This window comes from Pedobacter agri PB92 (assembly GCF_000258495.1).
Classification (GTDB): Bacteria; Bacteroidota; Bacteroidia; order Sphingobacteriales; family Sphingobacteriaceae; genus Pedobacter; species Pedobacter agri.
On the sequence record NZ_AJLG01000077.1, the window covers coordinates 1 to 23,399 of the forward strand.

General features: G+C 37.0%; 26 protein-coding genes and 2 pseudogenes. 9 read left to right on the forward strand and 19 right to left on the reverse strand.

Features of this window, described 5'->3' with window-relative positions:
- Positions 1–353: pseudogene (locus ON09_RS12560) on the forward strand (tetratricopeptide repeat protein); the annotation flags it as partial.
- 183 nt (positions 354–536) lie between these two features.
- Here ON09_RS12560 and hemF read toward each other — a convergent pair.
- The 3 genes from hemF to ON09_RS12575 form a co-directional block, all read right to left on the reverse strand.
- Positions 537–1,430, reverse strand: a complete 894-nt coding sequence (hemF, locus tag ON09_RS12565) for an oxygen-dependent coproporphyrinogen oxidase (RefSeq protein ID WP_010601417.1) — start codon at positions 1,428–1,430, stop codon at positions 537–539.
- 124 nt (positions 1,431–1,554) lie between these two features.
- Positions 1,555–2,784, reverse strand: a complete 1,230-nt coding sequence (locus tag ON09_RS12570; RefSeq protein ID WP_010601418.1) for an MFS transporter — start codon at positions 2,782–2,784, stop codon at positions 1,555–1,557.
- Between the two features lie 99 nt (positions 2,785–2,883).
- On the reverse strand, positions 2,884–3,096 hold the full coding sequence (locus ON09_RS12575) for a hypothetical protein (protein WP_029204312.1): 213 nt from the start codon (positions 3,094–3,096) through the stop codon (positions 2,884–2,886).
- 331 nt (positions 3,097–3,427) lie between these two features.
- Between ON09_RS12575 and ON09_RS12580 the strand changes: the two genes are divergently transcribed.
- From ON09_RS12580 to ON09_RS12590, 3 genes are all read left to right on the forward strand, one after another.
- Entirely contained in the window at positions 3,428–3,913 is a 486-nt protein-coding gene (locus ON09_RS12580; protein ID WP_010601419.1) for a DUF4442 domain-containing protein, read from the forward strand.
- Positions 3,914–3,919: 6 nt separating this feature from the next.
- Complete coding sequence (locus ON09_RS12585; protein ID WP_010601420.1) at positions 3,920–4,546, forward strand: RNA-binding domain-containing protein; 627 nt, start codon at positions 3,920–3,922, stop codon at positions 4,544–4,546.
- Positions 4,547–4,665: 119 nt separating this feature from the next.
- Positions 4,666–6,021, forward strand: coding sequence for an MATE family efflux transporter (locus ON09_RS12590; protein WP_010601421.1), 1,356 nt, complete (start codon positions 4,666–4,668; stop codon positions 6,019–6,021).
- An 89-nt stretch (positions 6,022–6,110) separates the two neighbouring features.
- On the opposite strand, the gene ON09_RS12595 is transcribed toward ON09_RS12590, so the two are convergent.
- The 8 genes from ON09_RS12595 to ON09_RS12630 form a co-directional block, all read right to left on the reverse strand.
- Complete coding sequence (locus ON09_RS12595; RefSeq protein ID WP_010601422.1) at positions 6,111–6,845, reverse strand: hypothetical protein; 735 nt, start codon at positions 6,843–6,845, stop codon at positions 6,111–6,113.
- A 38-nt stretch (positions 6,846–6,883) separates the two neighbouring features.
- On the reverse strand, positions 6,884–7,567 hold the full coding sequence (locus ON09_RS12600) for a pseudouridine synthase (RefSeq protein WP_010601423.1): 684 nt from the start codon (positions 7,565–7,567) through the stop codon (positions 6,884–6,886).
- A 23-nt stretch (positions 7,568–7,590) separates the two neighbouring features.
- Positions 7,591–8,493, reverse strand: coding sequence for a histone deacetylase family protein (locus tag ON09_RS12605; protein ID WP_010601424.1), 903 nt, complete (start codon positions 8,491–8,493; stop codon positions 7,591–7,593).
- Positions 8,493–9,353 (reverse strand): bestrophin family protein, encoded by an 861-nt coding sequence (locus ON09_RS12610; RefSeq protein ID WP_010601425.1) that lies wholly within the window; start codon positions 9,351–9,353, stop codon positions 8,493–8,495. The genes ON09_RS12605 and ON09_RS12610 overlap by 1 nt, the downstream gene beginning before the upstream one ends.
- A 1-nt stretch (position 9,354) precedes the next feature.
- Positions 9,355–10,650, reverse strand: a complete 1,296-nt coding sequence (gene kynU / locus ON09_RS12615) for a kynureninase (RefSeq protein WP_010601426.1) — start codon at positions 10,648–10,650, stop codon at positions 9,355–9,357.
- A gap of 65 nt (positions 10,651–10,715) precedes the next feature.
- Positions 10,716–11,204: a pyridoxamine 5'-phosphate oxidase family protein gene (locus ON09_RS12620; RefSeq protein WP_010601427.1), complete on the reverse strand. Its 489-nt coding sequence runs from the start codon at positions 11,202–11,204 to the stop codon at positions 10,716–10,718.
- 54 nt (positions 11,205–11,258) lie between these two features.
- Complete coding sequence (locus ON09_RS12625; protein ID WP_010601428.1) at positions 11,259–11,864, reverse strand: DNA-3-methyladenine glycosylase; 606 nt, start codon at positions 11,862–11,864, stop codon at positions 11,259–11,261.
- 13 nt (positions 11,865–11,877) lie between these two features.
- The gene (locus ON09_RS12630) at positions 11,878–12,354 is read right to left on the reverse strand and encodes a GAF domain-containing protein (RefSeq protein ID WP_010601429.1); all 477 of its coding nucleotides are present in this window, start codon (positions 12,352–12,354) and stop codon (positions 11,878–11,880) included.
- A gap of 114 nt (positions 12,355–12,468) precedes the next feature.
- On the opposite strand from ON09_RS12630, the gene ON09_RS12635 reads away from it, so the two are divergent.
- Entirely contained in the window at positions 12,469–13,161 is a 693-nt protein-coding gene (locus tag ON09_RS12635) for a DUF3291 domain-containing protein (protein ID WP_010601430.1), read from the forward strand.
- A 34-nt stretch (positions 13,162–13,195) separates the two neighbouring features.
- Positions 13,196–13,447, forward strand: coding sequence for a hypothetical protein (locus ON09_RS12640; RefSeq protein WP_010601431.1), 252 nt, complete (start codon positions 13,196–13,198; stop codon positions 13,445–13,447).
- A 345-nt stretch (positions 13,448–13,792) separates the two neighbouring features.
- Here ON09_RS12640 and ON09_RS12645 read toward each other — a convergent pair whose 3' ends face one another.
- The 7 genes from ON09_RS12645 to ON09_RS12675 form a co-directional block, all read right to left on the reverse strand.
- Positions 13,793–14,125, reverse strand: a complete 333-nt coding sequence (locus ON09_RS12645) for a Dabb family protein (RefSeq protein WP_010601432.1) — start codon at positions 14,123–14,125, stop codon at positions 13,793–13,795.
- Positions 14,126–14,200: 75 nt separating this feature from the next.
- The gene (locus ON09_RS24265) at positions 14,201–14,527 is read right to left on the reverse strand and encodes a YMGG-like glycine zipper-containing protein (protein WP_010601433.1); all 327 of its coding nucleotides are present in this window, start codon (positions 14,525–14,527) and stop codon (positions 14,201–14,203) included.
- Entirely contained in the window at positions 14,478–14,699 is a 222-nt protein-coding gene (locus ON09_RS26075) for a hypothetical protein (protein WP_010601434.1), read from the reverse strand. Before ON09_RS26075 ends, ON09_RS24265 begins: the two co-directional genes overlap by 50 nt.
- Positions 14,700–14,826: 127 nt before the next feature.
- On the reverse strand, positions 14,827–15,552 hold the full coding sequence (locus ON09_RS12660; protein ID WP_010601435.1) for a Dph6-related ATP pyrophosphatase: 726 nt from the start codon (positions 15,550–15,552) through the stop codon (positions 14,827–14,829).
- Entirely contained in the window at positions 15,542–16,228 is a 687-nt protein-coding gene (locus ON09_RS12665; RefSeq protein ID WP_010601436.1) for an SIR2 family NAD-dependent protein deacylase, read from the reverse strand. Before ON09_RS12665 ends, ON09_RS12660 begins: the two co-directional genes overlap by 11 nt.
- Before the next feature lie 13 nt (positions 16,229–16,241).
- The gene (locus ON09_RS12670) at positions 16,242–17,183 is read right to left on the reverse strand and encodes an ABC transporter substrate-binding protein (protein ID WP_010601437.1); all 942 of its coding nucleotides are present in this window, start codon (positions 17,181–17,183) and stop codon (positions 16,242–16,244) included.
- 115 nt (positions 17,184–17,298) lie between these two features.
- Positions 17,299–17,889 carry a DUF6580 family putative transport protein gene (locus ON09_RS12675; protein WP_010601438.1) on the reverse strand — a complete coding sequence of 197 codons (591 nt, stop codon included), beginning with the start codon at positions 17,887–17,889 and terminating at the stop codon, positions 17,299–17,301.
- 263 nt (positions 17,890–18,152) lie between these two features.
- On the opposite strand from ON09_RS12675, the gene ON09_RS12680 reads away from it, so the two are divergent.
- Positions 18,153–19,394 (forward strand): serine hydrolase, encoded by a 1,242-nt coding sequence (locus tag ON09_RS12680; RefSeq protein WP_029204314.1) that lies wholly within the window; start codon positions 18,153–18,155, stop codon positions 19,392–19,394.
- Between the two features lie 46 nt (positions 19,395–19,440).
- Here the strand turns inward: ON09_RS12680 and ON09_RS12685 are convergent, their stop codons facing one another.
- On the reverse strand, positions 19,441–20,319 hold the full coding sequence (locus ON09_RS12685; protein ID WP_010601440.1) for a polyphosphate kinase 2 family protein: 879 nt from the start codon (positions 20,317–20,319) through the stop codon (positions 19,441–19,443).
- A 141-nt stretch (positions 20,320–20,460) separates the two neighbouring features.
- Here ON09_RS12685 and ON09_RS12690 point away from each other — a divergent pair, with 141 nt between their 5' ends.
- Both ON09_RS12690 and ON09_RS12695 read left to right on the forward strand, forming a co-directional pair.
- The gene (locus ON09_RS12690) at positions 20,461–22,911 is read left to right on the forward strand and encodes a transglycosylase domain-containing protein (protein WP_010601441.1); all 2,451 of its coding nucleotides are present in this window, start codon (positions 20,461–20,463) and stop codon (positions 22,909–22,911) included.
- A 140-nt stretch (positions 22,912–23,051) separates the two neighbouring features.
- A pseudogene (locus ON09_RS12695) lies at positions 23,052–23,399 on the forward strand (tolB protein precursor); the annotation flags it as partial.

The window sequence follows — 23,399 nt, forward strand, 5'->3', positions numbered from 1 at the left end:
GTAATAAATTGTTATACTTTTTGTACGGTTATCTACAGCAAGTAAATGGAAATAATGCGACAGCAATTCTAGCTTATGATAAAGCGCTTGATAGTGACCAAAATTATTTTGATGCACTTTATCAATTAAGTCTGGCTTATATCAATAGCGCAAATGAAACGCTCTCGAAAAACGAAGCGGACAAAGCGAGCAAATACAATAATCTAATTAACAGGGCGCAGTTTGCTTTACAAAGAGCAAATGAAATCAATCCCAACGACAAAAAAACAGTTCAGTTACTTGTTGACATTTATACCAGAAAAAATGCAACAGACAAAGTTCAGGAACTGAATCGCAAACTACAGGAACTATAAAATAGCAAAATTACAGGAATAGGATAGTTAAAATAAATATCAACTTAACATAATATTAATTATAAGACTTATTATTATAATACTTAATATATCAGTCATCATATTAAAATTGGACGCTCAACCACAAAACTGAGAATTTAGATGAGCCAATTCAATAACCATCATGAACGTGTAAATAAATCGTTAAATCCAGTTGATTCCTTTTTTCAGAAATTGCTGTGTTTTATACTCATCGGTATGATTAGCTGGCTGAACATTATAACCCCAGTTGGCTTGTGGCGGCAAACTCATTAAGATGGATTCAATCCGGCCATTGGTTTCCAGGCCAAACTTGGTTCCGGAATCATAAACTAAATTAAATTCTACGTAACGGCTGCGACGCTGATATTGCCATTCTTTTTGAACTTCTGTAAATTTCTTATCGCGGTTTCGGTCAATCAATTCTGTGTAAATTGGCAGAAATGTTTCACTAACATTAATCGAAAAATCTAAAATTTCTTCCCAGGATAAGTTGGTATTTTCTGGTTTCAAGCGATCGTAAAAAATGCCACCAATACCACGGGTTTCTTCGCGATGCTTGATGAAAAAATAATCGTCAGCATGATTTTTAAATTTCGGATAAAAATCAGCACTAAAATCATCGCATGCCTGCTTCAATTTATGATGAAAAAAACGGGCATCATTCTCAAACACATAATGCGGTGTTAAATCAATTCCACCGCCAAACCAACGCGTTTCTTCATTTAACTCAAAGTAGCGAATGTTCATGTGGATAATTGGAACCAGCGGATGATTGGGATGAATAACGATAGATACTCCAGTAGCGAAAAAATCATCTTCAGTTACATTGAAAGCCTTTTTTACCGGTTCCGGAAGTTTTCCATATACGGCAGAAAAATTTACACCACCTTTTTCAATAATCGAACCGTTTTGCATGATTCGGGTGCGACCGCCTCCCCCACCATTTCTTTCCCAAAGCTCCTCCTGAAATTTTCCCTTTCCGTCAGCAATTTCTAATCCCCTGCAAATTTCATCCTGTATTTGCCTATAACGTTCTGCAACTTCTTCTTTAAACATGGTGGTGTGATTAAGTACGCACAAATTTAAAGCTATTAAAGGAGCTAAATTGATAAATGTTTAGATAGTACATTGGATTGACATACTGATTTTATATCAGGAGCTTTGTGGTCAAAATTGCTGATTATTCTTCCAGATAATCAAGATCTTTACTAAAGCTTTCCTTTAACTGACTTAATCCAAACATGGCGATGATGGTTAAAATACCCATAACTAAATAGCCTGCCGAAATTAAACCATATTTTTTTGCCAGAAATTCAAACAAAAAAGTAATCGGAATAAGTGCACCGCGTACAAAATTAGGAGCTGTTGTAGTCACCGTAGCACGAATATTAGTTCCGAACTGCTCTGACGCTATGGTTACGAAAGTAGCCCAATATCCTACGGAAAAGCCCATAAATAAACAAATCCAGATAAAGGAATCACTTGTTAATCCATAACTGGTTAAATAAACCACCACGCTGATTGCCGAAAGCAAATGGAAAATGAATACGGTTTTCTTACGGGATTTTAACACTTGAGAAAGCAGGCCCGTAACCACATCGCCAACTGCAATACCAAAATAAGTGAACATAATTCCAGTTCCGGCTTTTAAAGGCTCAGTGGCGCCTAATGCCTTCCCAAATTCTGGAGCAAGTGTAACTAGAATTCCAACCACAAACCACAATGGAATACCAATTAAAATACAATAGAGATATTTTAGAAAACGCTTCTTATTGTTAAAAAGCATAAAAATGTTTCCTTTTGAAACGTCAGCACCGGCGGCATGTTTAAACATTCCTGATTCAAAAGTACCAACCCGAAGAAGTAATAAAACCAGCCCCATTCCACCACCTACGAAATATGAGGTTTGCCAGGTATATTTTGAAGCTACCGTTGCGGCTACGGCTGCCCCCAGCAATCCAATTGCGCCAACAATCATGGTGCCGTAACCACGCTTTTCTTTATCCATGGTTTCAGCTACCAGCGTAATCCCCGCTCCAAGCTCTCCGGCCAAACCGATACCAGCAATAAACCTGATAATAGCATAACTATTTACCGATGTAACGAAACCATTCGCGATATTAGCTAAGGAATATAACAAAATGGAGCCGAAAAGCACTTTGATTCGGCCAAGCTTATCGCCCAATACTCCCCAGAGAATTCCCCCGAGCAGCAATCCAAACATCTGAGAATTGATGATCAGGAAACCATCAGATTGCATGTTTTCAGGTGAAACACCAATTTCAGTTAAACTTTGAACACGAACTACCGAGAATAAAACAAGATCATATATATCAACAAAATAACCTAGAGCGGCTACGATGACTAAAAATATAACATTACGATTGTTTGCTTTAGATTTTGGATCCATTTCGATATTTGGTTTATTTGCTGAAAGTACAAATTAGCACAAATAAATAAAACAGATTATAAAAATAAATGCCACTCTTGATTTAGAGTGGCATTTATATTACTGCATCGGAGGTGTTTTTGTTGTATCCGGTGGTGTAGTTTTAGATGTATCTGGCGGTGTGGTTCTTGTCGTATCCATTGGCGCCGTAGTTGCTGTAGAATCCATCGAAGTACTGTCTGATGAACCAGCCATATTCTTAGATGAATTGCATGCTGATGTGGCAATCATCAATGTGCCAGCAAAAGCAAGACTTAAAATTATTTTTTTCATAGTTTTTTATTGTTATCTATACACTTAACAACCTTGTAATCATTTAGTTTTAATTTTGTTATCAAGTATAGGCGTTTTTAGATATGTAGCTGATTCATAGCTGCATTTTCAATAACGTAGATTACTAGAATATCAGCCAGCTTGAAAGGTTGATCCTACTGGAAATAAGTTGCAAGTTTATTAAATAATCATGTTTAGTACTGGCTGCAACCTAATTAAGTTAATTTTACTTTCCCAAAAGAGTCATGCATCATCCTTATTTACTGAAATATTACTCAACATCAGGTGTAAAAACTTTAAAAGGTGCTAAATCTTTCTGATATTAGGCAATATGATTATTTCTCAAAACACCTTGAAATGGGTAATGCGCTTTTATCCACCTTTATTTTTCCAGCGCATTTGGGTGAAGAAATTTGAAGATGATTTTAGAAGTTGCACAGTTAAGCTTAGCAAAAGCTTCCTGAACAAAAATTATAATGGTTCTATTTTTGGGGGTACCATTTATGCAGCCACCGACCCATTTTATGCACTGCTATTTGATCAGCTCATGCAAAGAAGAGGTTTTAAAGTTCGCGTGTGGTTAAAAAGTGCATCTATTCAATATTTAAAACCTGGAAGATCTAATTTATATTTCACCATTCGTGTAACCGATGAGATGATAGCTGAAGCCGAAGATGCTTTAAAAACCGTTGGTAAATTTGTGAAAGCTTTTCCTATGGAAATTACTGATAAAAACGGAGTACTTTGTGCTACCGTAATGAACGAAGTTTATATCCGAAACCTGCATCAAGGCGAAATGCCAACTGTTGCTTACTGATCTATTATGCCAAGTATTAAAAATTTAATTCTGCAGGGCGAAGGTGTGATGCTCGATTTCAAAAAAACGATTACCAACACTGAAAAAATTGCCAAAAGTTTAGTTGCTTTTGCCAATAATAAAGGTGGGAAATTACTTATTGGCGTAGCGGATGATGGCTCCATCAAAGGGGTAAAATCGGAAGAAGAAGAAAAATACATGATCCTAACGGCTGCGCACCAGTTTTGCAAGCCTGCCATTGAACCTTATTTCGAAGAAATTTATGTTGATGAAAAATTGGTGTTAGTCGCCAACATTCCGGAGAGCGATACTAAGCCGCATTATGCACTAGATGAACATAAGAAATGGTGGGCATATATCCGCATTGACGATAAGAGTGTACTGGCGAGCAAAATCATTGTTGAAGTACTTAAAAATGATCATAAAGATGCAGGCATCTTGATTTCCTATTCTGATAATGAAAAAAAGCTTTTGGAATATCTAGATCGCAATCAGCGAATTACATTGAAGGAATTAAGCAAGTTATTACGCTGCTCGTATCGGAAAGCACAGAAAATCCTGGTGAATCTCATTCTCACCAACGTAATTAAAGCCTATACTTCAGAAAAGGAAGAATATTTTGTAGCTGTATAATGACGCAATCTTTTTCCCGTTGAAGGGAGGAGAAACGCATCAATATAATTGGCAATTATTTCGCATAATTAATCAAAGATATCTTTTTTCATGTTAAAAAAGCTGACCTTTGCAGACTTATGTTTTCTAAAATTTACACCAAATACAAACCCTACTACAAGGAAAATCTTCACCTGGCATTGCCAATCGTTGGATCGCAAGTTGGGCACACTTTGGTACACATGGCCGATAGTGTAATTGTGGGCCACTTCACTGACACTACACAGCTTGCTGCTGTATCGCTTGTTAACAGCATCTTTATTTTGATCATGGTGATCGGTTTAGGTATTTCATACGGATTAACGCCTTTAATTGCGCAAGAACATGGCCGCCAAAATGATCAGGAATGCGGAAAACTTCTATCGAGCAGTTTAATAATTAACATTTTAGTTGGTGTTTTTCTTTACATATTGGTGCATTTTGGAATGTTGCTGGTAATCGATCATTTAAATCAAACACCAGCAGTTGTATCTTATGCGAAGCCGTATCTGGGATTGCTATCCATATCCATCATTCCTTTACTGGTATTCCAAACCTTTAAACAGTTTGCCGAAGGTTTAGGCTTTACCAAGCAGGCAATGTATGTTTCAATTTGGGGTAATGTTTTAAATATCACTTTAGGGATTATTTTTGTAAAAGGATTGTTTGGCGTAAAGCCGATGGGCGTAAGTGGAGTTGGCTTAAGTACGCTGATAGACAGATCATTGATGGCTGTTGTAATGGCGATTTATGTACTGCGGTCGAAACATTTTAAAAAATACCTTATTGGCTTTAAGGCTACATTTATTGATAAGGTTTATGCCACAAAAATTATTAAAATTGGTGCACCGGTTGCGATGCAGTATTCTTTTGAAATCAGCGCTTTTAGTGGTGCAGCTATTCTAATTGGAACTATTGGTGCTGTAGAACAGGCAGCACATCAAATTTCAATTAGTTTAGCATCGATGACATATATGATTGCCAGCGGTATTGCTTCTGCAGCAACAATTAAAACGGGAAATAATTTTGGTAAAAAAAGTTTTGATGATCTCCGCAAATCTGCCATTGCGAGTTACCATGTCATTTTACTTTTTATGAGTTGTACTGCGATCATCTTTATCGTAGCGCATACTATTATGCCGTTCATCTATACTGATGACGCCAAAGTTGTAGCCATTGCCGGACAGTTGCTGATCATTGCAGGCTTTTTCCAGCTATTCGATGGAACACAGGTAGTAGGTTTAGGGGTATTGCGTGGCATCGGCGATGTGAATATGCCGACGTTTATCACATTTTTAGCGTATTGGGTGGTAGGTATTCCGGTAGGTTACCTACTAGGATTTACCTTTGGATTAGGTGTATACGGGATTTGGTATGGCCTCACCTTTGGTTTGCTAACCGCCTCTATCCTATTGTTTTTGAGGTTTCAAAATAAAACCAGAAACCTCAATCAATAACAGGCGCCTTTTATTTAAATGTATTTACAAATGACCTTTCAACTCACATCGCTCATTCATGAAAATTTGAAAAGTCATTAAGTTAAATTTTATTTCCCACCAACATTCACCACCACCCCGATGGTGAAAATTGAATTCCCGGCAGACATATAATCTCTGTTCTTCAGGCCAATATTACTGCTTGTAGTATATTGTAATTGAATGGTTTTGCTTAATCCCATTCTGGTAAAAAAGATTGGCTCAAAGAAAATATTATCCTCTTTGGGCTGAAGGACGCCATTTAAAAAAAAGCGGTCCATCTTTACATGACTAATTCTCAATGCCGTACCATAATTGATCGGAAAATCTTTGCCGAACAACTTTAAATTGTTTTTCTTTTTAGAACTATAATTTACCTGAAGGAAAGATTTTCTATAATCCACTTCCTGAAGTTCGCTACTTACTAAAACATCATTTTTAAAATCTCTGAATGTGATGTCACTCCAACCCTTTCCGACGCCAGCATAAATTTCGATAATCCGGTTATTATCCGGCCCGAAGGTATCAAAATAACCACCACCTATTTCGATCAATTTGTGCCCGAAATCTTTCGATCGGCGTTCATTGTTCATCGTAGATCCGCTGAACAAAACACCTATATGGTTTGAAACGGCATAGGCACCATTAATACTGGCATTACCTTTTAAGGAGATATGGCCGCCACCACTAAATTCACCCTGCTTACTTAGCATTGGTGTATTTGGTACATTGGGCATGTAAACGGAAGAACAACTGCTGGCAAAAAGCGCTAAAATTGGGAAAGCTAAACGTAAGTATTTATTCATAGATGTTTTATAAACAGTTTTTCGTTATAAAAATTGTGTTAAAGCTTCATTTTCATGAAATCCATTACTCTTTTAAACTCGTCATGTAAATCTGCTTTTAAGTGGATTTCTTTTTGGGTTTTAGGGTGAATAAACTTCAATTCTGATGCATGGAGCAACATCGTTGTCATATTCCATTGTTCGAAGAAAAATTTATTTTGCTTATTGCAGCCATGAGTTCTATCGCCAATAATTGGATGAAGAATATGACTGAAATGTCTTCTCAACTGATGCATACGGCCGGTTTTTGGAGTTGCCTCAACCAATGAATACCTTGAAGTTGCATGTTTACCGAATGCTACATCTACTTCTGCTTTTTGCAGGGTTATAAATGAAGTAAAAGCGTCCTGGATGGTTCCATTCTCTTTAGCCAAAGGATAATCAATATCCATTTTATCGGGCGTAAAGCCACGTAAAATCGCTAAATATTTTTTTTCAGTAGCTGCGTTCATAAATTGCTGGTGCATAGCGATCTCCGATTCCTTATCAAATGCAAATAGTAAGATTCCACTGGTTTTTCTATCTAGCCGATGTACCGGGCTTACATGTTTACCAACCTGATCGCGTAGCATTTGTAAAGCAAATTCTGTGGCGTCTCTTGCAATAGAAGATTGATGTACTAATAAACCGTGTGGTTTGTTAATGGCAATCAAATGTTCATCCTCATAAATAATCTCCAACATGCGGCGAAGATAAGGATATTGAATCAAGTAAATAAATCAAAAGCTAAACGATAAGTATTACAATGCGCATCAACAATATCTTTGATATCTGCGGAATAGCCACCACCCATGCTTATCTGCAGCGGAACACCTTTGCTTTTACATGCCTGAAGGACCATGCGATCTCTTTCTTTACAGGCAGCCTTAGTTAATGCTAATTTACCTAGTTTATCGGTTGATAGCACATCGACGCCGGCAAGATAAAACACAAACTCCGGATTTGATTTTTCGAAGGCTTGTTGTAGATTGACCTCAAGCAATGATAAATATTCATCATCTCCGATATGATCTTCCAGCGCTACATCGAGATCGGAAATTTCCTTTCTGAACGGGAAATTTTTATCGCCATGCATGGAAAAAGTAAATACCCTCGGTTCGTTACGGAAAATTTCGGCTGTGCCATTTCCCTGGTGTACATCTAAATCAACAATTAATATCCGGTCAACTAAATTTTTATTTATCAAATAGTTAGCTGCAATTGCCTGATCGTTAAGTAAGCAAAAACCCTCTCCCCAATTGCTGCCAGAATGATGGGTTCCACCTGCAGCATTAAAAGCTATTCCATTTTTAATAGCGTAGCCCGTTCCGTCAATCGTTCCTTGCGTTATTCGTAATTCACGCTCAACCAGTTGCGCATTAAGTGGAAAACCGATTCTCCTTTGTTCTTTAGGTGGAAGTGTAAGTTCCCTCAACTGCCTCCAGTAATTCGCATCATGAGTTAACAGGATAATATCTTCATCAACCAGGTTCGGACTAAACAAATTATTTTGATCAATTGTACCTTCATGAAGAAGCTGTCCTGGAATGAGCTCATATTTTAACATCGGAAACCGATGCCCCTCAGGCAAAGGATGTGCGTATAAGGGATGCCAGGCGATTTTGATCATCAGTTCAAAATCTCCTCAATGTGTTTCTCGATATTATTCGAAATCTGATCTACTGGCAAATCATTCGGATCATATCCAAACGGATCTTCGATCTCTTCGGCAATTAGCTCCAAACTTGCCAACACATAAAGTATAAAAGGAACAATCAGAACCAGGTAATAACCTAAGCTAAATACCCATCCGATAGGAATTGTTAGTACATAAATGAAAATAAACTTCTTAATGAAAACGCTGTAAGAAAATGGGATCGGCGTATTTTTAATCCTTTCACAACCTCCGCAAATATCCGTAAACTGATTCACATCATTTGTTAATACAATGAGCTGCTCCTGGGAGATATATCCTTTTCGGGTTAACTCATATAAACGTGAAATCATACTGCTGGCGATTTGATTTGGAATATGCTTGCTTTCCTCAACTTCTATCAAGAAACTATTCTTTCCAAAATATTTTTTTTCACGAAGATGCTCTTTGAGTGCAAAAGCATATTTTGGAATGCCGTATTCGAAAAATCTTATTTCCTCGTCTGGTAAATTAAGTGCCTTGATTTTCATGGCGAAGTTGCGGCTTACATTTGTTAGTGCACCTAGCAACCTTCTTCCTTCCCACCATCGGTCGTAAGAGGTGTTGGTTCGAAAAACGAGCAACATAGAAATCACAAAGCCCAATAGGCTGTGCATCATCCCGATATTGCTCACATAATCACTTTTCGATAACTTAAATACGTTTAGTTCAAGAAATGCCACAAAAGCGGAGAATATTGATATGCTGATCATCAATGGCCATAACTTTCTGAAAGTATCGCCTTTATGAATGTGGAAGATAAATGTAAACCAATCTTTCGGGTTGTAATGAATCATATTATGCTGTGGTTAATATCTTTCTGGTCACTTCTGATAATGCCTTGCCTGTTTGGTAAATATCCTCAAATGAATTATAAAGTGGAACCGGACTTAAACGAATTACGTTTGGCTCACGCCAGTCGCCAAGAATTCCATGTGCTAATAATCCATCAAAAATTTCCTTGCCATTTCGAGCTGCAATGATGGATAATTGAGCGCCTCTTTCTGCTGAATTCTTAGGCGTAATAATTTTATACTGCTCTTTTTCCAATTCTATATTTAATTCATTTACAACAAATTCTAAATAACTGGTTAAACTGATACTTTTATTTCTCAAGGTATTCAGAAAGCCAGCTTCCTTAAAAATCTGTAATGAAGCATGATATAAAGCCATTGGCATTACCTGCGTACAACTTACCTGCCAACCATCGGCTCCGGCTTCGGGAACAAAACCTTTTTCCATTTTGAAGCGCTTATTTTCCTGATAACCCCACCATCCAGCAAAGCGATTGAGTGCTTTGTTTTCAAAATGCTTTTCATGAACGAAAATTCCACTAATCCCACCTGGACCAGCATTTTGATATTTGTAAGAACACCAGCAGGCGAAATCTACATTCCAATCGTGAAGTTTAACCGGAACATTACCTGCAGCATGCGCTAAATCCCAACCTACCATTGCACCAATGCTATGCCCGGCTTTCGTAATGTTTTCCATATCATACCATTGACCAGTGTAGTAGTTTATTCCACCAAAAAGTAACAGTGCAATTTCATCTCCATGTTCCTTGATTTTAGCAACGATATCTTCCGTTCTAAGTATCTCCTCGCCTTCTCTTGGGAAAACCTCGATAATCGCATCACTCGGATCAAACCCATGAAACCTTACCTGACTTTCTATTGCATACTGATCAGAAGGAAATGCGCCACCTTCCATGATGATTTTAAATCGCTTACCTTGTGGCTGATAAAAGCTAATCATCAACAAATGTAGGTTCACCGTTAGTGTATTCATCGGGCAGACTTCACTCGGGAGCGCACCCACAATAGGCGCCATTAACTTTTTTAGCTCTTTATGATAGTACATCCAGGGTTCCTCGCCATCAAACCAACCTTCTACAGCAAGATTAGCCCAATTATCCAATTGACTATTAATAACCTCTTTAGCCACTTTAGGTTGCAATCCTAATGAGTTACCACACAAGTATATAAAAAATTTATCCTGATATTTAGGAAACAGAAATTGATCCCTAAAATGTTTAAGTTCATCTTTTTCATCCTGTTCTTTTGCGAAGGCTAAAGTATTTTCCAATTTCATTGCCTCAATATTACAAAAAAAGCAGGTATTGTTTCCAAACCTGCTTTTAAAAGATCAATGTGAATTTAAAATTTCATCGTGTCATGTTTGCCTAAATCCGGAGTATCTCCGGTGACTACGGCTTTCAACATACTAAAAAGTACAACAATTTTCGACGAAGAAGCATCCCAGTATTCAGCCTCATCAGGCGTTACCTTTATTAAAATCAATCTTGGATCCTCTACACCATCCGGAAACCATGCCTTCACAAAGGGTGAAAAATAGGCTTCTTTCCTAACCTGATCATCTACCAATTCGGCTTTTCCTTTTACTGTTAAATAAGTGTTTTTGGAAGGATCACTGTATGCCAATAACACATTGTTCTCTTTCGAGATTTCTTTCGATTTAAGAGAATATTCATTGGTATAAAACCAGATGCTTCCATCATCTTCTATTTTGGCGGTACCCATTGGTCGGCTACCTAATTCATCACCAGTAGAAAATGTGGTAAACATACAAGTGCGTACACTCTCTGCCATTTCTTTCAATATTGCTATATTTTTCTCGTTTTTCATGATTGTAGATATTTGAAAGAAAAACAGCAACACGGATGAAAAGTTTGAATTAAACTAAACCTTGTTAGGTTTGCTCACATATTTATTGCCTTTAATATAAAAACGCCACGGCAGTGCAGCATGTTCCTGGGCATATGCAATTCCAACTCTGGGAACAGCCATGATCTCATTATCATCCATACTGATTTGATGATCTTCAATCCAAATTTCGTTTCCGGTTAGGTCTTTAGCATTAAAAGACCTATCAATGCCTAAAGCTTTTGCAGCAGAACCTGGGCCAGATGAGATGGCAGGCTTTGCAAACACCATTTTCCTGCGTTCTTCCATAAGCTCCTTACCTATTAAAGGTTCTATCGCTCTGATCAGTATGGCATGAGGATCATTTATTTTTGAACTTACCACGTTAAACAAATTATGCATGCCATAACATAAGTAAACGTAAGCAACACCACCTTCACTAAACATAGTTTCAGTCCGGTTAGTTCTCCTCCCGCCATAAGCATGAGAAGCTTTATCACTTATTCCGAAATAAGCTTCAGTTTCAACAATAATTCCTGCCGAGACTTCACCTTGAATGTTTGTAAAAAGAACTTTTCCAAGCAAATCTTTGGCAAGATGTAGCACATCTTCATTTACATAATATCCCCGAGATAATTTCAATTCAGATATACTATTAATTTAATAAAACTGAAATAACCTGCTCTAAATAAACACGATCTGTTTCATCAAAATGATCTAAAAATTCGCTATCCACATCTAAAACGCCAATTACTTCTCCATTTTTTACAAGTGGCAATACAATCTCGGATTTTGATGCTGAGGCACAGGCGATGTGTCCTGGGAATTCATCAACATTTGGAACGATTAATGTTTTATTTTGTGCCCATGATGATCCGCAAACACCTTTGCCCTTTTTAATTCTGGTGCAAGCAACAGGTCCTTGAAATGGCCCTAATACCAACTCTTCGCCTTTTACCAGATAAAAACCAACCCAAAACCAATTAAACTGTTCTTTTAGCGCTGCGGCAACATTGGCCATATTTGCTACGAAGTCGGGCTCACCACTCAACAGGGCGTTGATTTGCGGAATTATCGATTCATATTGCTCAGCCTTGGCGGCCGTTCTATTTATTGTTAAGTCTTCTGCCATTAATCAAAGTTAATCAGGATTTTTCTGATTTTTGGGCTAAGCATTGATAATGACAAAAAATTGAATGATCAGCTATATTAATTTCCTTAGTTTTGGATTTAATAACCACCAAAGATGATCGTTGCATTAACCATTACGAAGTTTAGTAGAATCGCTATCCCCTTTGCCTTTATCGGAATGGCAGTATTACGTGTTCCATTGTGGTTAAACCAGAAATGTAAATTTTGGAAATTAATGGGGAGCGGCAAAGATGCTCAGGTAGATCTGACCCCTGATTTTAAACACTGGGCGATTTTAACAACCTGGAATAATCAGTTAGATTGTGACCACTTCTACAACAAGTCCTTTGTATTGAAATGGTTTAGGTTCTTCGGCTACGAGGAATTTACAATCTTATTAAACCCTTTATCTTCTCATGGCTTATGGTCTGGAAAACAGCCTTTTGAATACACTAGAAGCACCAATGCGACGAAAGGTCAAATAGCAGTAATTACCAGGGCAGCAATCAGATTTAAAAAGGTTAAGGAATTTAGAAGCAACATTAAACGAGCTGCGAATGAGATGAGGCGAGCAGACGGCTTCATACTTTCAGCAGGAATTGGAGAAAATCCATTTTTAGATCAGGCTACGTTTTCCATATGGGAGGACGCTCAAAGTATGAAAAACTACGCCTATAAATCACATGACCACGCTGATGTGATTAAACTTACCAGAGAACGCAAATGGTACTCAGAGGAGCTTTTTGCCCGTTTTGAAATTATCAAAAGCTGGGGAACATTGAATGGCAAATCAATCCAAAACAGTTAGATAAATCATTAATAAATAAAATCAATAAAACTATATGAGAGTTATTGCAGAGCTTCCACACCCGGAATGTAAGATTAGCATCTTTTCAATGAATCAAAAATACATCGTGAAATTTGAACAGGGTACTTTTGAGCAGAGTTATAAACTTGCTGAATTAGATTTGAGCGGAGGTGGCGTTAATGATGTTTTTGAAATCCTGGATGAGACATTTATTGCTTCGGTTATTGAGCGATTTAAACAAATGCGTTCAGATTTCACAGCTGCTTATAAAAGGCACCAATTTTAGTTAATAAAATGGAATAAAATACTGATTATTAATTAGATAAATTCATGAACAGAATTTTGTTTGGCTATTTCGAGTATTGCAACTGAAAAATCAATCTTGTAGATCATGTATAAGTTTTAGTTAAACTAAATAAGTACCTGACAAAAAGAACGTTATAGTTATAAACAAAATTTTGTTTTGCAGGTGATTAATGCCAAATTAATGATAGGAATCTCTTTTTTAAAACAATTTCATCTGATTAATCATTTTCAAACGCAGCTAATTGAGTTCCTCATAACATGCCTCAAAGTGCGATCATCATGCCTTAGGTACGGGAAAAGACGCGGCTAAATTCCCACTCATCAATTAAGAAATAAAAGTATCATGTACTACTACCCTATACCAATAATTAGAAAATTTTTCTACGGCGTCGAGATGAATTTTGTCTTCCTGATAGACATTGTGATCTTCAATATTATCAAAAGTGATCGTAAGCGAATAGGTAAATGAGTTATCTGTTACTGCCCGGACCGGGGTGTTTGCTGCTAAGCCATAATGCAGGCTCTTGATCAGTTTTATTGGCCTGAGGCTTTCGAAAAAGTTAGCGAAGTTTTGGATTTCGACCTGGGTTAATTGAGGTTTTAACCAAAACAATACGAAGTGTTGAATCTTCCCTTTATTTAAATTTGTAGTAATCATACTTTTGAAATAAATTTAGGCATAAAAAAAGCGGCCATTGAATAGCCGCTTTTAAAATAAATATAATTTTGATGATTACTGCACTCTACCAGATTTTTTATCTTCGCCTCTACCAATCAGGTAACCACCTCCTGCTCCAACTAAACCGCCTATAATAGCGCCTCTACCTTTTTTCTTGTCAATTAACGCACCACCAACTGCACCAGCTGCACCACCGATTACTGCACCTTTTGCACCATCACTCCAGCCTTTTTTCTTAGCGGTTGGTTGTGTACCACCGTATGAACTTGAACTACTACCTCCAGAACTTGCGTATGATCTTGATGATTTAGATGATGCTGCTCCAGCTTGCCTAGCTGCAACTAACTCTCTCTGGTGTTGCGCTTTCTTTTTCTGCTTCAATTTTAGCTGTTTCGGCTCTTTTGAAACTATCTAATCTTAAACTATCTTTAACGGCTTTAATGGCAAGTTGCTTTTCAGCCTCTTGTTGTTTTAATGCTGCTTCTTCTTTTGCTTTGTTATTACAAGCGAACATTACTGAACTCAATGCGATTACTACAAATATCTTTTTCATAACTTTTTGTTTTATATGAATCTTGCTTTGCTACCTAACCTCACAAAACAGGTTTCATTAGGATGTGTATTTTAGTTAATTATATGTAGTAAAGAAAAAATGATGCCAAAATGTTTTGATACTTCGATTAATTTATTAAATCGATATACCAGAAGCCTATTAAAGGAATTTCAGTATTATCATTCCCGCTGCTTTGATCAACATTTCTAGGTTGATTATAAGTCCGGAAAACTTTCTCTCCTAATTCAAATGGAATGTTTTCTTTAAAAATCGGTCCTTCGAAAGCAAAAGTATGAAACTCACCATTTTCTCCACAGGGATCAATATCAGGTGGCAAACTTGCAATTAAGTCACTGGTAATTATTTGTCCACAAAAAACTTCTAAGTTTTGCTGCGTACAAACAATGATGGTTTTATAGTTCAGATTTAAAAACTCGCTGATGAGTTGCATAGTATCTAATTTCCAGAGTGGAAAAATAGCTTTTAATCCGACTTCCGCTAATTTTTTCTCCCTATATATGCGAAGATCTTCTAAAAAAATATCACCAAAGATGGAATGGGTAATCCCCTCTATTTTAAATTTAGACAAATGCTGTTCCATCATTTCGTCATACGAATTCATGTCTGGCATTTCGCCCAAACGAATTTGGTATAAGGGTATGCCGATGCTTTTGGCCTGAGCAATCAATAAAGATTCTCTTACACCATGCATAGATACGCGATTATATTTTTCAGTAACAGTTGTGATTAAGTATTTTATTTCAATCGTAGGATCCTGAAGTGCGTAGTGAAGTGCCAAAGTGCTGTCTTTACCACCACTCCAGTTAAAAATACAAAGTTTTTTAGTTGGCATTTAGCAGCATGTGTTTTAATTCAGCTACACCTTGAACAGCATTTTTTTCTATGGCAATTACATTCTGATATCTTTTCACATCAGGTGTTCTGGGATCAATAATGTATTTTGTAACCCCTTTTGGAATAAAATCGATTAAACCTGCGGCAGGATAAACGGCTAAAGAAGTACCAATAAGCACGAAAACATCTGCCTGCTGGCAAATATCAGCTGCGACCTCAATCATAGGCACAGCCTCGCCAAACCATACCACATGTGGACGCAGTTGCGATCCTAACTCACATAATTCGCCCATATTAATGTCAGAACCCTCAATTGAGTAAGTTAAATTAGACTTTCGATCGGATTGCGATTTCGTAATGATGCCATGAAGATGAGTAACTTTTGTTGAGCCCGCCCGCTCGTGTAAATCATCAATATTTTGGGTAATAATTTCGATATCAAAATTTGCCTCCAGTTCAGCTAAAATTTGGTGTGCCTGATTGGGTTGAGCAGCAAGCACCTGCCTTCTTCTTTCATTGTAAAATTCCTGAACCAATCCAGGATTACGCTCCCATGCCTCAGGAGTTGCTACATCATGAATATGATAACCTTCCCATAATCCATCAGAATCTCTGAACGTTTTTAGTCCACTCTCAGCGCTTATGCCTGCCCCCGTTAAAACAACTATTTTCATTAGGATTAAATATTTAAAAGGATGATTGCATTATATAGGATTCTGATAACCTGCTGAATTTGTCTTTTACGATGTCATCAGCTTTAAAAATTTCTGGATGAAACATACAAGCCAGCGCCTGAATCCCATGCACTAAAGTGCCGATGCTCGGCTGTGTGAACATATCAAAATCGGCGAGGTATATCTGATTATTCTTTACGGCATCGAGTTCGCTCCAATTACTTTTAGCAGACAGTAAAGTGATTTCCTGCAGCGTTCTCTCTTTATCAAAACCACATGGTGCAATAACTAATACTTCAGGATTATACTTAACAACTTTTTCCCATGACGTAACAATTGAATCTCCGGCAGGATTTGATAACATATCTACCCCACCAGCAGCTGCAATTTGAAAAGGAATCCAATGTCCGCAGTTATAGATAGGCTCTATCCATTCCATTAACATTACGCGTTTCAGCGGAGCCTTATTTGCCCTCAGTTGATCTAAAATATTATCTGTTTCTTTTTGAAGCTTTGCCAGGTATTTTAGTGCAACCTCTTCCTTCCCTAGTGCTTTTGCAATGGTGATGGCACATTCAAAAACATCCTGAAGATTGTTTGGTGACAATGGAACGAGTTTGGGTATTTTAGATAACTTCATCACGGCAGTTTCCGTACAAACGGTATCGATATTGCAAACCTCACATACATCCTGCGTAAAAACGATATCCGGAGCTATGCTTTCCAAAAGTTCATCATCAACCCAATATAAGCTTTTACCCTGCGCTTTCGATGCAGAAAAGATCCGGTCAATTTCAATGCTCGAATAGTTTTTACCTTCAAGAATACAGCGTACCACTTTAGGTTGCGCTGCAGCTTCTTTAGGACATTCGAACGTAACGCCGTACAAATATTCCTGCAAGCCCATGTCGTAAATCATTTTGGTAGCGGCAGGTAAAAAAGAAACAACTTTCATTAGAAATATTTTAAGGATGACAAATATTTGGGTTTAATGGCCTGTAAAAATATAAAGTTAAAAAAAATCCTCTTTTGAATAATCAAAAGAGGATTAATGAAATATCTAAGTTAATCTAAACGCTTTGCGTTTGAAGCTTTAATACAGGATACTTCGCCTTCAATAATTCAAACGCTCCGAAAAGTAGTGTACCATAAATCAACGTGCCTTCTAAAAATCTGATTTCAAATGGAATTGCTCTTTCAAGGCATAACCAAAAGCCAGCTAAATCTTGCGTGTATGAAGGGTTTTGAAACCATACCCCAAAATCAGTAACAATCCAGTGAATGAAAACAATTGTTAAGGTTGATGAAAGTAAGCTAACTACATTAATCTTTTTCAGCAAAACTCTTCCAACTAAAACCATCAAAGCAAAAGCCAGATAAGTCCAATACCAACCTTCGTATAAAAAACCATTACTGTATTTACTAAAAATTGTATTAGCCAAAATGAAGTCGCTTAAAAATAAACTGATTAACGGAAAAGCAAACGCTTTCAAGTGATCTTTGAAATATGCGCCACCAAAAAGTGCAACCGCTCCTATCGAAGAAAAATTAGCGAATTGAAGCTCATCTGAGTTGAAGGTTACCAATAAACGAAATAAGGTAATCACCAGAATCATCAATAACAAAATAAGATTACGCGGATTAAATTTTAAATTAGACATATTATGGTATATAGTAGTTGGTATCTGTAATAAATAAGATTTTTGAATTCAAAAATTCAAACTCATCCTTAACGCAAAGTTAAATTTTATTGGCGGATATTAAAACTACTAATCTATATTAAATTAACCTCAATTAGTAACACTGAACTTTGATAAATCATTTTGATGAATGGGCAATAAAGAACCTTCAGTAGATGTAAAATAACTGATGAGAAACGGCACATTTACGTTAATAGTTTACCTTTATATTTTAATAAGAAAACATGAGAACCTCTCTTTTGATCGTTTTATTACTCAATAGCATATTTACGATGGCTCAGAAAACGGATACAACTTTTCTTAAAAAGTTAATGGAATCCCGACCAGAATTGTTCAGTTCAGTGCTGAACCATCCAGACAAAAATCAGGTGCAAATTTTATATACACAAATTACAAGAGCTGCCAAAAATAAACCAAGTTTTAAAAGCTATAGCTTTAATTTAAATCCGCACCATTATTTCTATCCAGCCAGCACAGTCAAACTTGCTGCCGTTATTTTTGCTCTGGAGAAGGTTAACCGATTGAAAAGCACAGGACTAACGGTTAATAGCAAAATGATTACAGATAGTGCCTTTCGAGGACAGACAAAAGTTACCAAAGATACCACTACCAAAAATGGTTACCCAACTATTGAGCACTATATTAAAAAAATTTTACTCACCAGCGATAACGATGCTTTCAACCGATTGTTTGAATTTATCGGTCGTGCTGAAATTAACCAAAAACTGAAAAAATATGGTTTTAACGACAGTCGAATTTTAAACAGACTTGCTATCGGTGATGCTGGGGAAAGCTCGAAGAACACGAATCCGATTCAATTTTATCATCAAGATCAATTGGTTTATGATCAAAAAGCCCAGTTTGATCCGCTGGAATATGAATTGAATTTAACGAATTTAACCATGGGTAAAGGATATCTGGACAGCGCTGATCGTTTGGTAAATAAACCTTTCAGTTTAGCAAACAAAAATGCCTTTGCTATTAATGATCAACATCATTTAATGCAGAAGCTGATGTTTCCTGAAGCTTTCCCGGCAAAGGAAAGATTTAATCTCACATCAGCAGATTATCATTTGATTTACACGTACATGAGTAAATATCCAACAGAGAGTGATTACCCAAAATATAATGCGGACGAATTTTGGCCCACCTATGCAAAAATGCTGTATTATGGTAGGGAGAAAAGTATAGCGCCAGATCCCAACATTAGAATTTTCAACAAATACGGAGACAGCTATGGTTATATTATCGACAACGCTTATTTAGTGGATTTCAAAACGGGCATCGAATACTTGCTCACTGCTGTAATTCAGAGCAACGAAGACGGCATTTTTAATGACAACAAATATGAATATGACACCGTATGCTTTCCATTTATGAAAAACCTCGGAAGAACAATTTATGAGTTTGAAAAGAATCGCAAGAAACCCAAGCCAGATTTGAGCAAATTTAAGCTGGATTATTAAAAGTATTTTAGAAAAAATTTATCAATAGAACCAAACAGTTACTGCGTTATTCGTTCAATAACGCAGTTTTAGTTTCCAGTAACTTCCCTTGCTCTGTTTCATCTAAAACAGGGAATTTAATATTTAAACTTTTTAATTTGTCGGCAATAATTTCACTAATGGCTAATCTGGCAAACCATTTTTTATCTGCCGGAATAATGTGCCACGGCGATTCTTTAGTGCTGGTTTCGTTGATGGCATCTTCGTAAGCTTTCATATATTCATCCCATAAAGCCCTTTCTTTGATATCACCTGAAGAAAATTTCCAGTTTTTAGTGGGATCTTCTATTCTATCTAAAAACCTTTGTTTCTGTTCGTCTTTGCCAACATTCAAAAAGAATTTAAGTACAACTGTTCCATTTGCGGCCAAATGATTTTCAAAGTTCCTGATGCTTTGGTAGCGCTGTTTCCAGAAGTTTTTATTTACTTTTTTCACTTCATCAAAACCTGGAATACTTTCACTTAGAATATACTCGGGGTGCACTTTACAAACCAACACGTTTTCATAATGCGAGCGATTGTGAATGCCAATACGTCCACGTTCGGGCAGAGCTTTAATGTGTCGCCATAAAAAATCGTGTTTGTATTCTTCGGATGTTGGAACCTTAAAACTGAATACCTGGCATCCTTGTGGATTTAAACCACTCATTACATGTTCAATGGCACTATCTTTACCAGCGGCATCCATGGCCTGAAAGATGATTAAGAGCGAATGTGTTGCTGAAGCATATAGTTTCTCTTGTAAATGGCTAACTTCAATTTTTGATTTAATCAAGGCATCTTTAGCTTTCTCTTTATTGTAGTCTCCCGTAAAATCAGTTTTGGCACTTTTGATCGAAAATTTTTTATCGCCCTGTACAATTAGCGCCTTAAATTCGTTTTTCATCTTTTATAGTAATTTAGATTATTTCAGCATCAAGGTTTTAAATATAGTACTAAAAAATTAGTAAATTAAAAACGTGAATTTGCATAGAGAGTTTTTTATATTTAACGCCACAGCATTTACCAAAATATCAGCCTATTTAATATGTTCAAAGAGATAAAAAACAAGTACTTACGTTATTTTACAATCTTTATATTTTTTATAATTATTTTCTTTTCGGCACTTCAACTGAATTTTCTGTGGCTATTTGGCTATTCTCCTAGTTATCGTGATATTAAAACACCAACCTTGCGTGTGGGCTCCGAACTATACACTTCTGACGGGAAATTGATCGGTCGGTATTTTAAAGAAAACCGAACTCCTGTTAGTTTTGGCGACATCGCACCTAGCGTAATAAATGCATTGGTTTCCACCGAAGATGTTCGTTTCTACAAACACTGGGGAATAGATGCACAGGCTGTGGGTCGTGCAGTTGTAGGCATGGGTAAAGATGGTGGCGCCAGTACCATTACCCAACAGTTAGCTAAAAATTTGTATCGCACCAGATATAACAAATCGCAAGGTTTTCTTGTAAAAATTCCATTGGTAAGAACCTTAATTGTGAAACTAAAAGAATGGTTAACCGCAGTTAAGCTGGAATCGAACTACTCAAAAAATGATATTATTACCATGTACCTGAATACGGTATCATTTGGAAATAACACCTACGGCATCAAAACAGCGGCGAGGATTTATTTTGATAAGGAAACCAAGGATTTAGCAACTACCGATGCAGCAATGTTGGTTGGTATGTTAAAAGGTACAAGCCTTTATAATCCTACTAAAAACCCTGAAAAGGCATTGGTACGCAGAAATGTTGTATTAAGCCAAATGAATAAAAACAATAAATTAAGTAAAGATAGCTTGGCTATACTTTCCAAAGAGCCCATCAAACTTAAAGAAGGTAAAATGGAGGATGGCAGTGATGGCGATTCATACTTGAGGGCTGCGGTATCGAAATATCTGGAGAAGTGGTGCACCGAAAACGGCTACGACTTAAATGAAGATGGCCTAAAAATCTATACAACAATCGACTCGAAACTTCAAAAATATGCAGAAGAAGCAGTAGCAGAGCAAATGAAAACGTTGCAACGTAGATTTTACAGCGTTTGGGGAAATGAAGATCCATGGTATGATTCTGAAAAAAATAAAGTGGATTATCCCGACCGGGCGATGAAAAATCTTCCAATCTATGCGATGCTCCAAAAGAAATTTCCAAACCAACCAGATTCAGTTACCGCCTACTTCAATAAAAAGAAAAGAATGGAAATCTTTACGTACAAGGGCGATCGGGATACGTTATTTTCTACTTTAGACTCCATTCGTTACTATGGGAAAATATTAAATACTGGCATGATGACCATGGAACCTGCCAGTGGTAAAATTAAAGTTTGGGTGGGTGGTATAGATCATAAGTTCTTTAAATACGATCACGTGAATCAGGCCAAAAGGCAGGCGGGATCTACTTTCAAACCATTTGCGTACTTGACTGCATTAGAACAAGGCATGAGTCCGTGTGATAAATTTACGGACAAGCCCGTAAAAATTGCTTTTCAGGATAAAGGGCAGACTAAATACTGGGAACCAAAAAATGCAGATTATAGTGTTACCTATCAGGAAATGAGTTTGCGTTGGGCCATGGCCAGATCGGTAAATACCATTACCGCTCAGGTGACCGAGAAAGTTGGATGGGATAACGTAGTAAAATATGCGCATGAATGTGGTATCGACAGTCATCTTGAATCTGTTCCGTCAGTAAGTCTGGGTTCAAATGATGTAACTGTTTACGAAATGGTTAAGGCTTACGCTACGTTCATGAACAAAGGCATTAAAACCGATCCGATCCTGGTTGAAAAAATCACAGATTTGGATAACAATGTAATAGAGGAATTCAAACCTAAAACAAAAAGGGTTTTATCTGAAGAGATTGCCTGGTTAATGACTTATATGTTTCGTGGGGGTATGGAAGAACCCAGAGGAACATCGCAGGCTTTATGGGAGTGGCCAAATCTGTTTAAAAAGAACAACCAGATTGGTGGCAAAACCGGCACTTCATCTGATTATGTTGATGCCTGGTACATGGGCTTAACCAAGGATTTAGTAACCGGCGTTTGGGTTGGTTGCGATGAAAGAACTGCCCACTTTAAAAATGGAGAACAAGGTGAAGGATCAAGAACTGCCTTGCCAATTTTTGCCAAATTTATGGAAAAAGTTTACTTAGACTCATCAACAGGTTATACTTATGGTCCCTTCCCTAAAGCAACTGTAGAAATTACCCGAACTTACAACTGCCCAAGTCCGCAGTATGTTAGAGATACAACCACTACTGATAGTGTTGTCGTGGATTCTACAGATTTCGAAGTTCCGGAACCAGAAGTTGCACAACCAGCAACACCAACAGAGCAAGAAGTTAAAAAAGAAGAAAAAAAACCTGAGCCAGCACAAAATCAACCTGCAACAACTGGTCCCCTAACAAAAAAGGAAGAGCGTGAATTAAGGAGAAAACAAAGACAGGAAGAACGCGAAAAGAAAAAAAATGAAAATGGCGGCCAGTAGAAATTTCGGCGGCGACTAATCGGGTATTAACTCCTTTAAAAAGTGTTAAAATTTAAATACTAATTTAAAGTATTACTATTTTTATTTTTCCGATCCAGCTTCCAGATAGTAATTATTGAATACAAACTAAACACACATTTATGAAAATAGGCGCTACTTATATTAGGCAATATATTCCAATATTGCTTTTGCTTATTCTTTCTTTTTCTGCCCAGGCACAGTATTTCGGACAAAATAAGGTTCGATACAAAAAGCTTGATTTTAAGGTTTTGCAAACCCCACATTTCGAAATTTATTATTACCTGAAGAATGATAACATGTTAAAGCGTTTTTCGCAAGATGCAGAAACCTGGTATAAAATGCATCAGGAGGTTTTCAGGGACACATTTTTAACAAAAAATCCAATCATTTTATATAACAATCATCCAGATTTTCAGCAAACTACTGCCTTGCAGGGAGAAATTGGGATTGGAACCGAGTGTGTACGT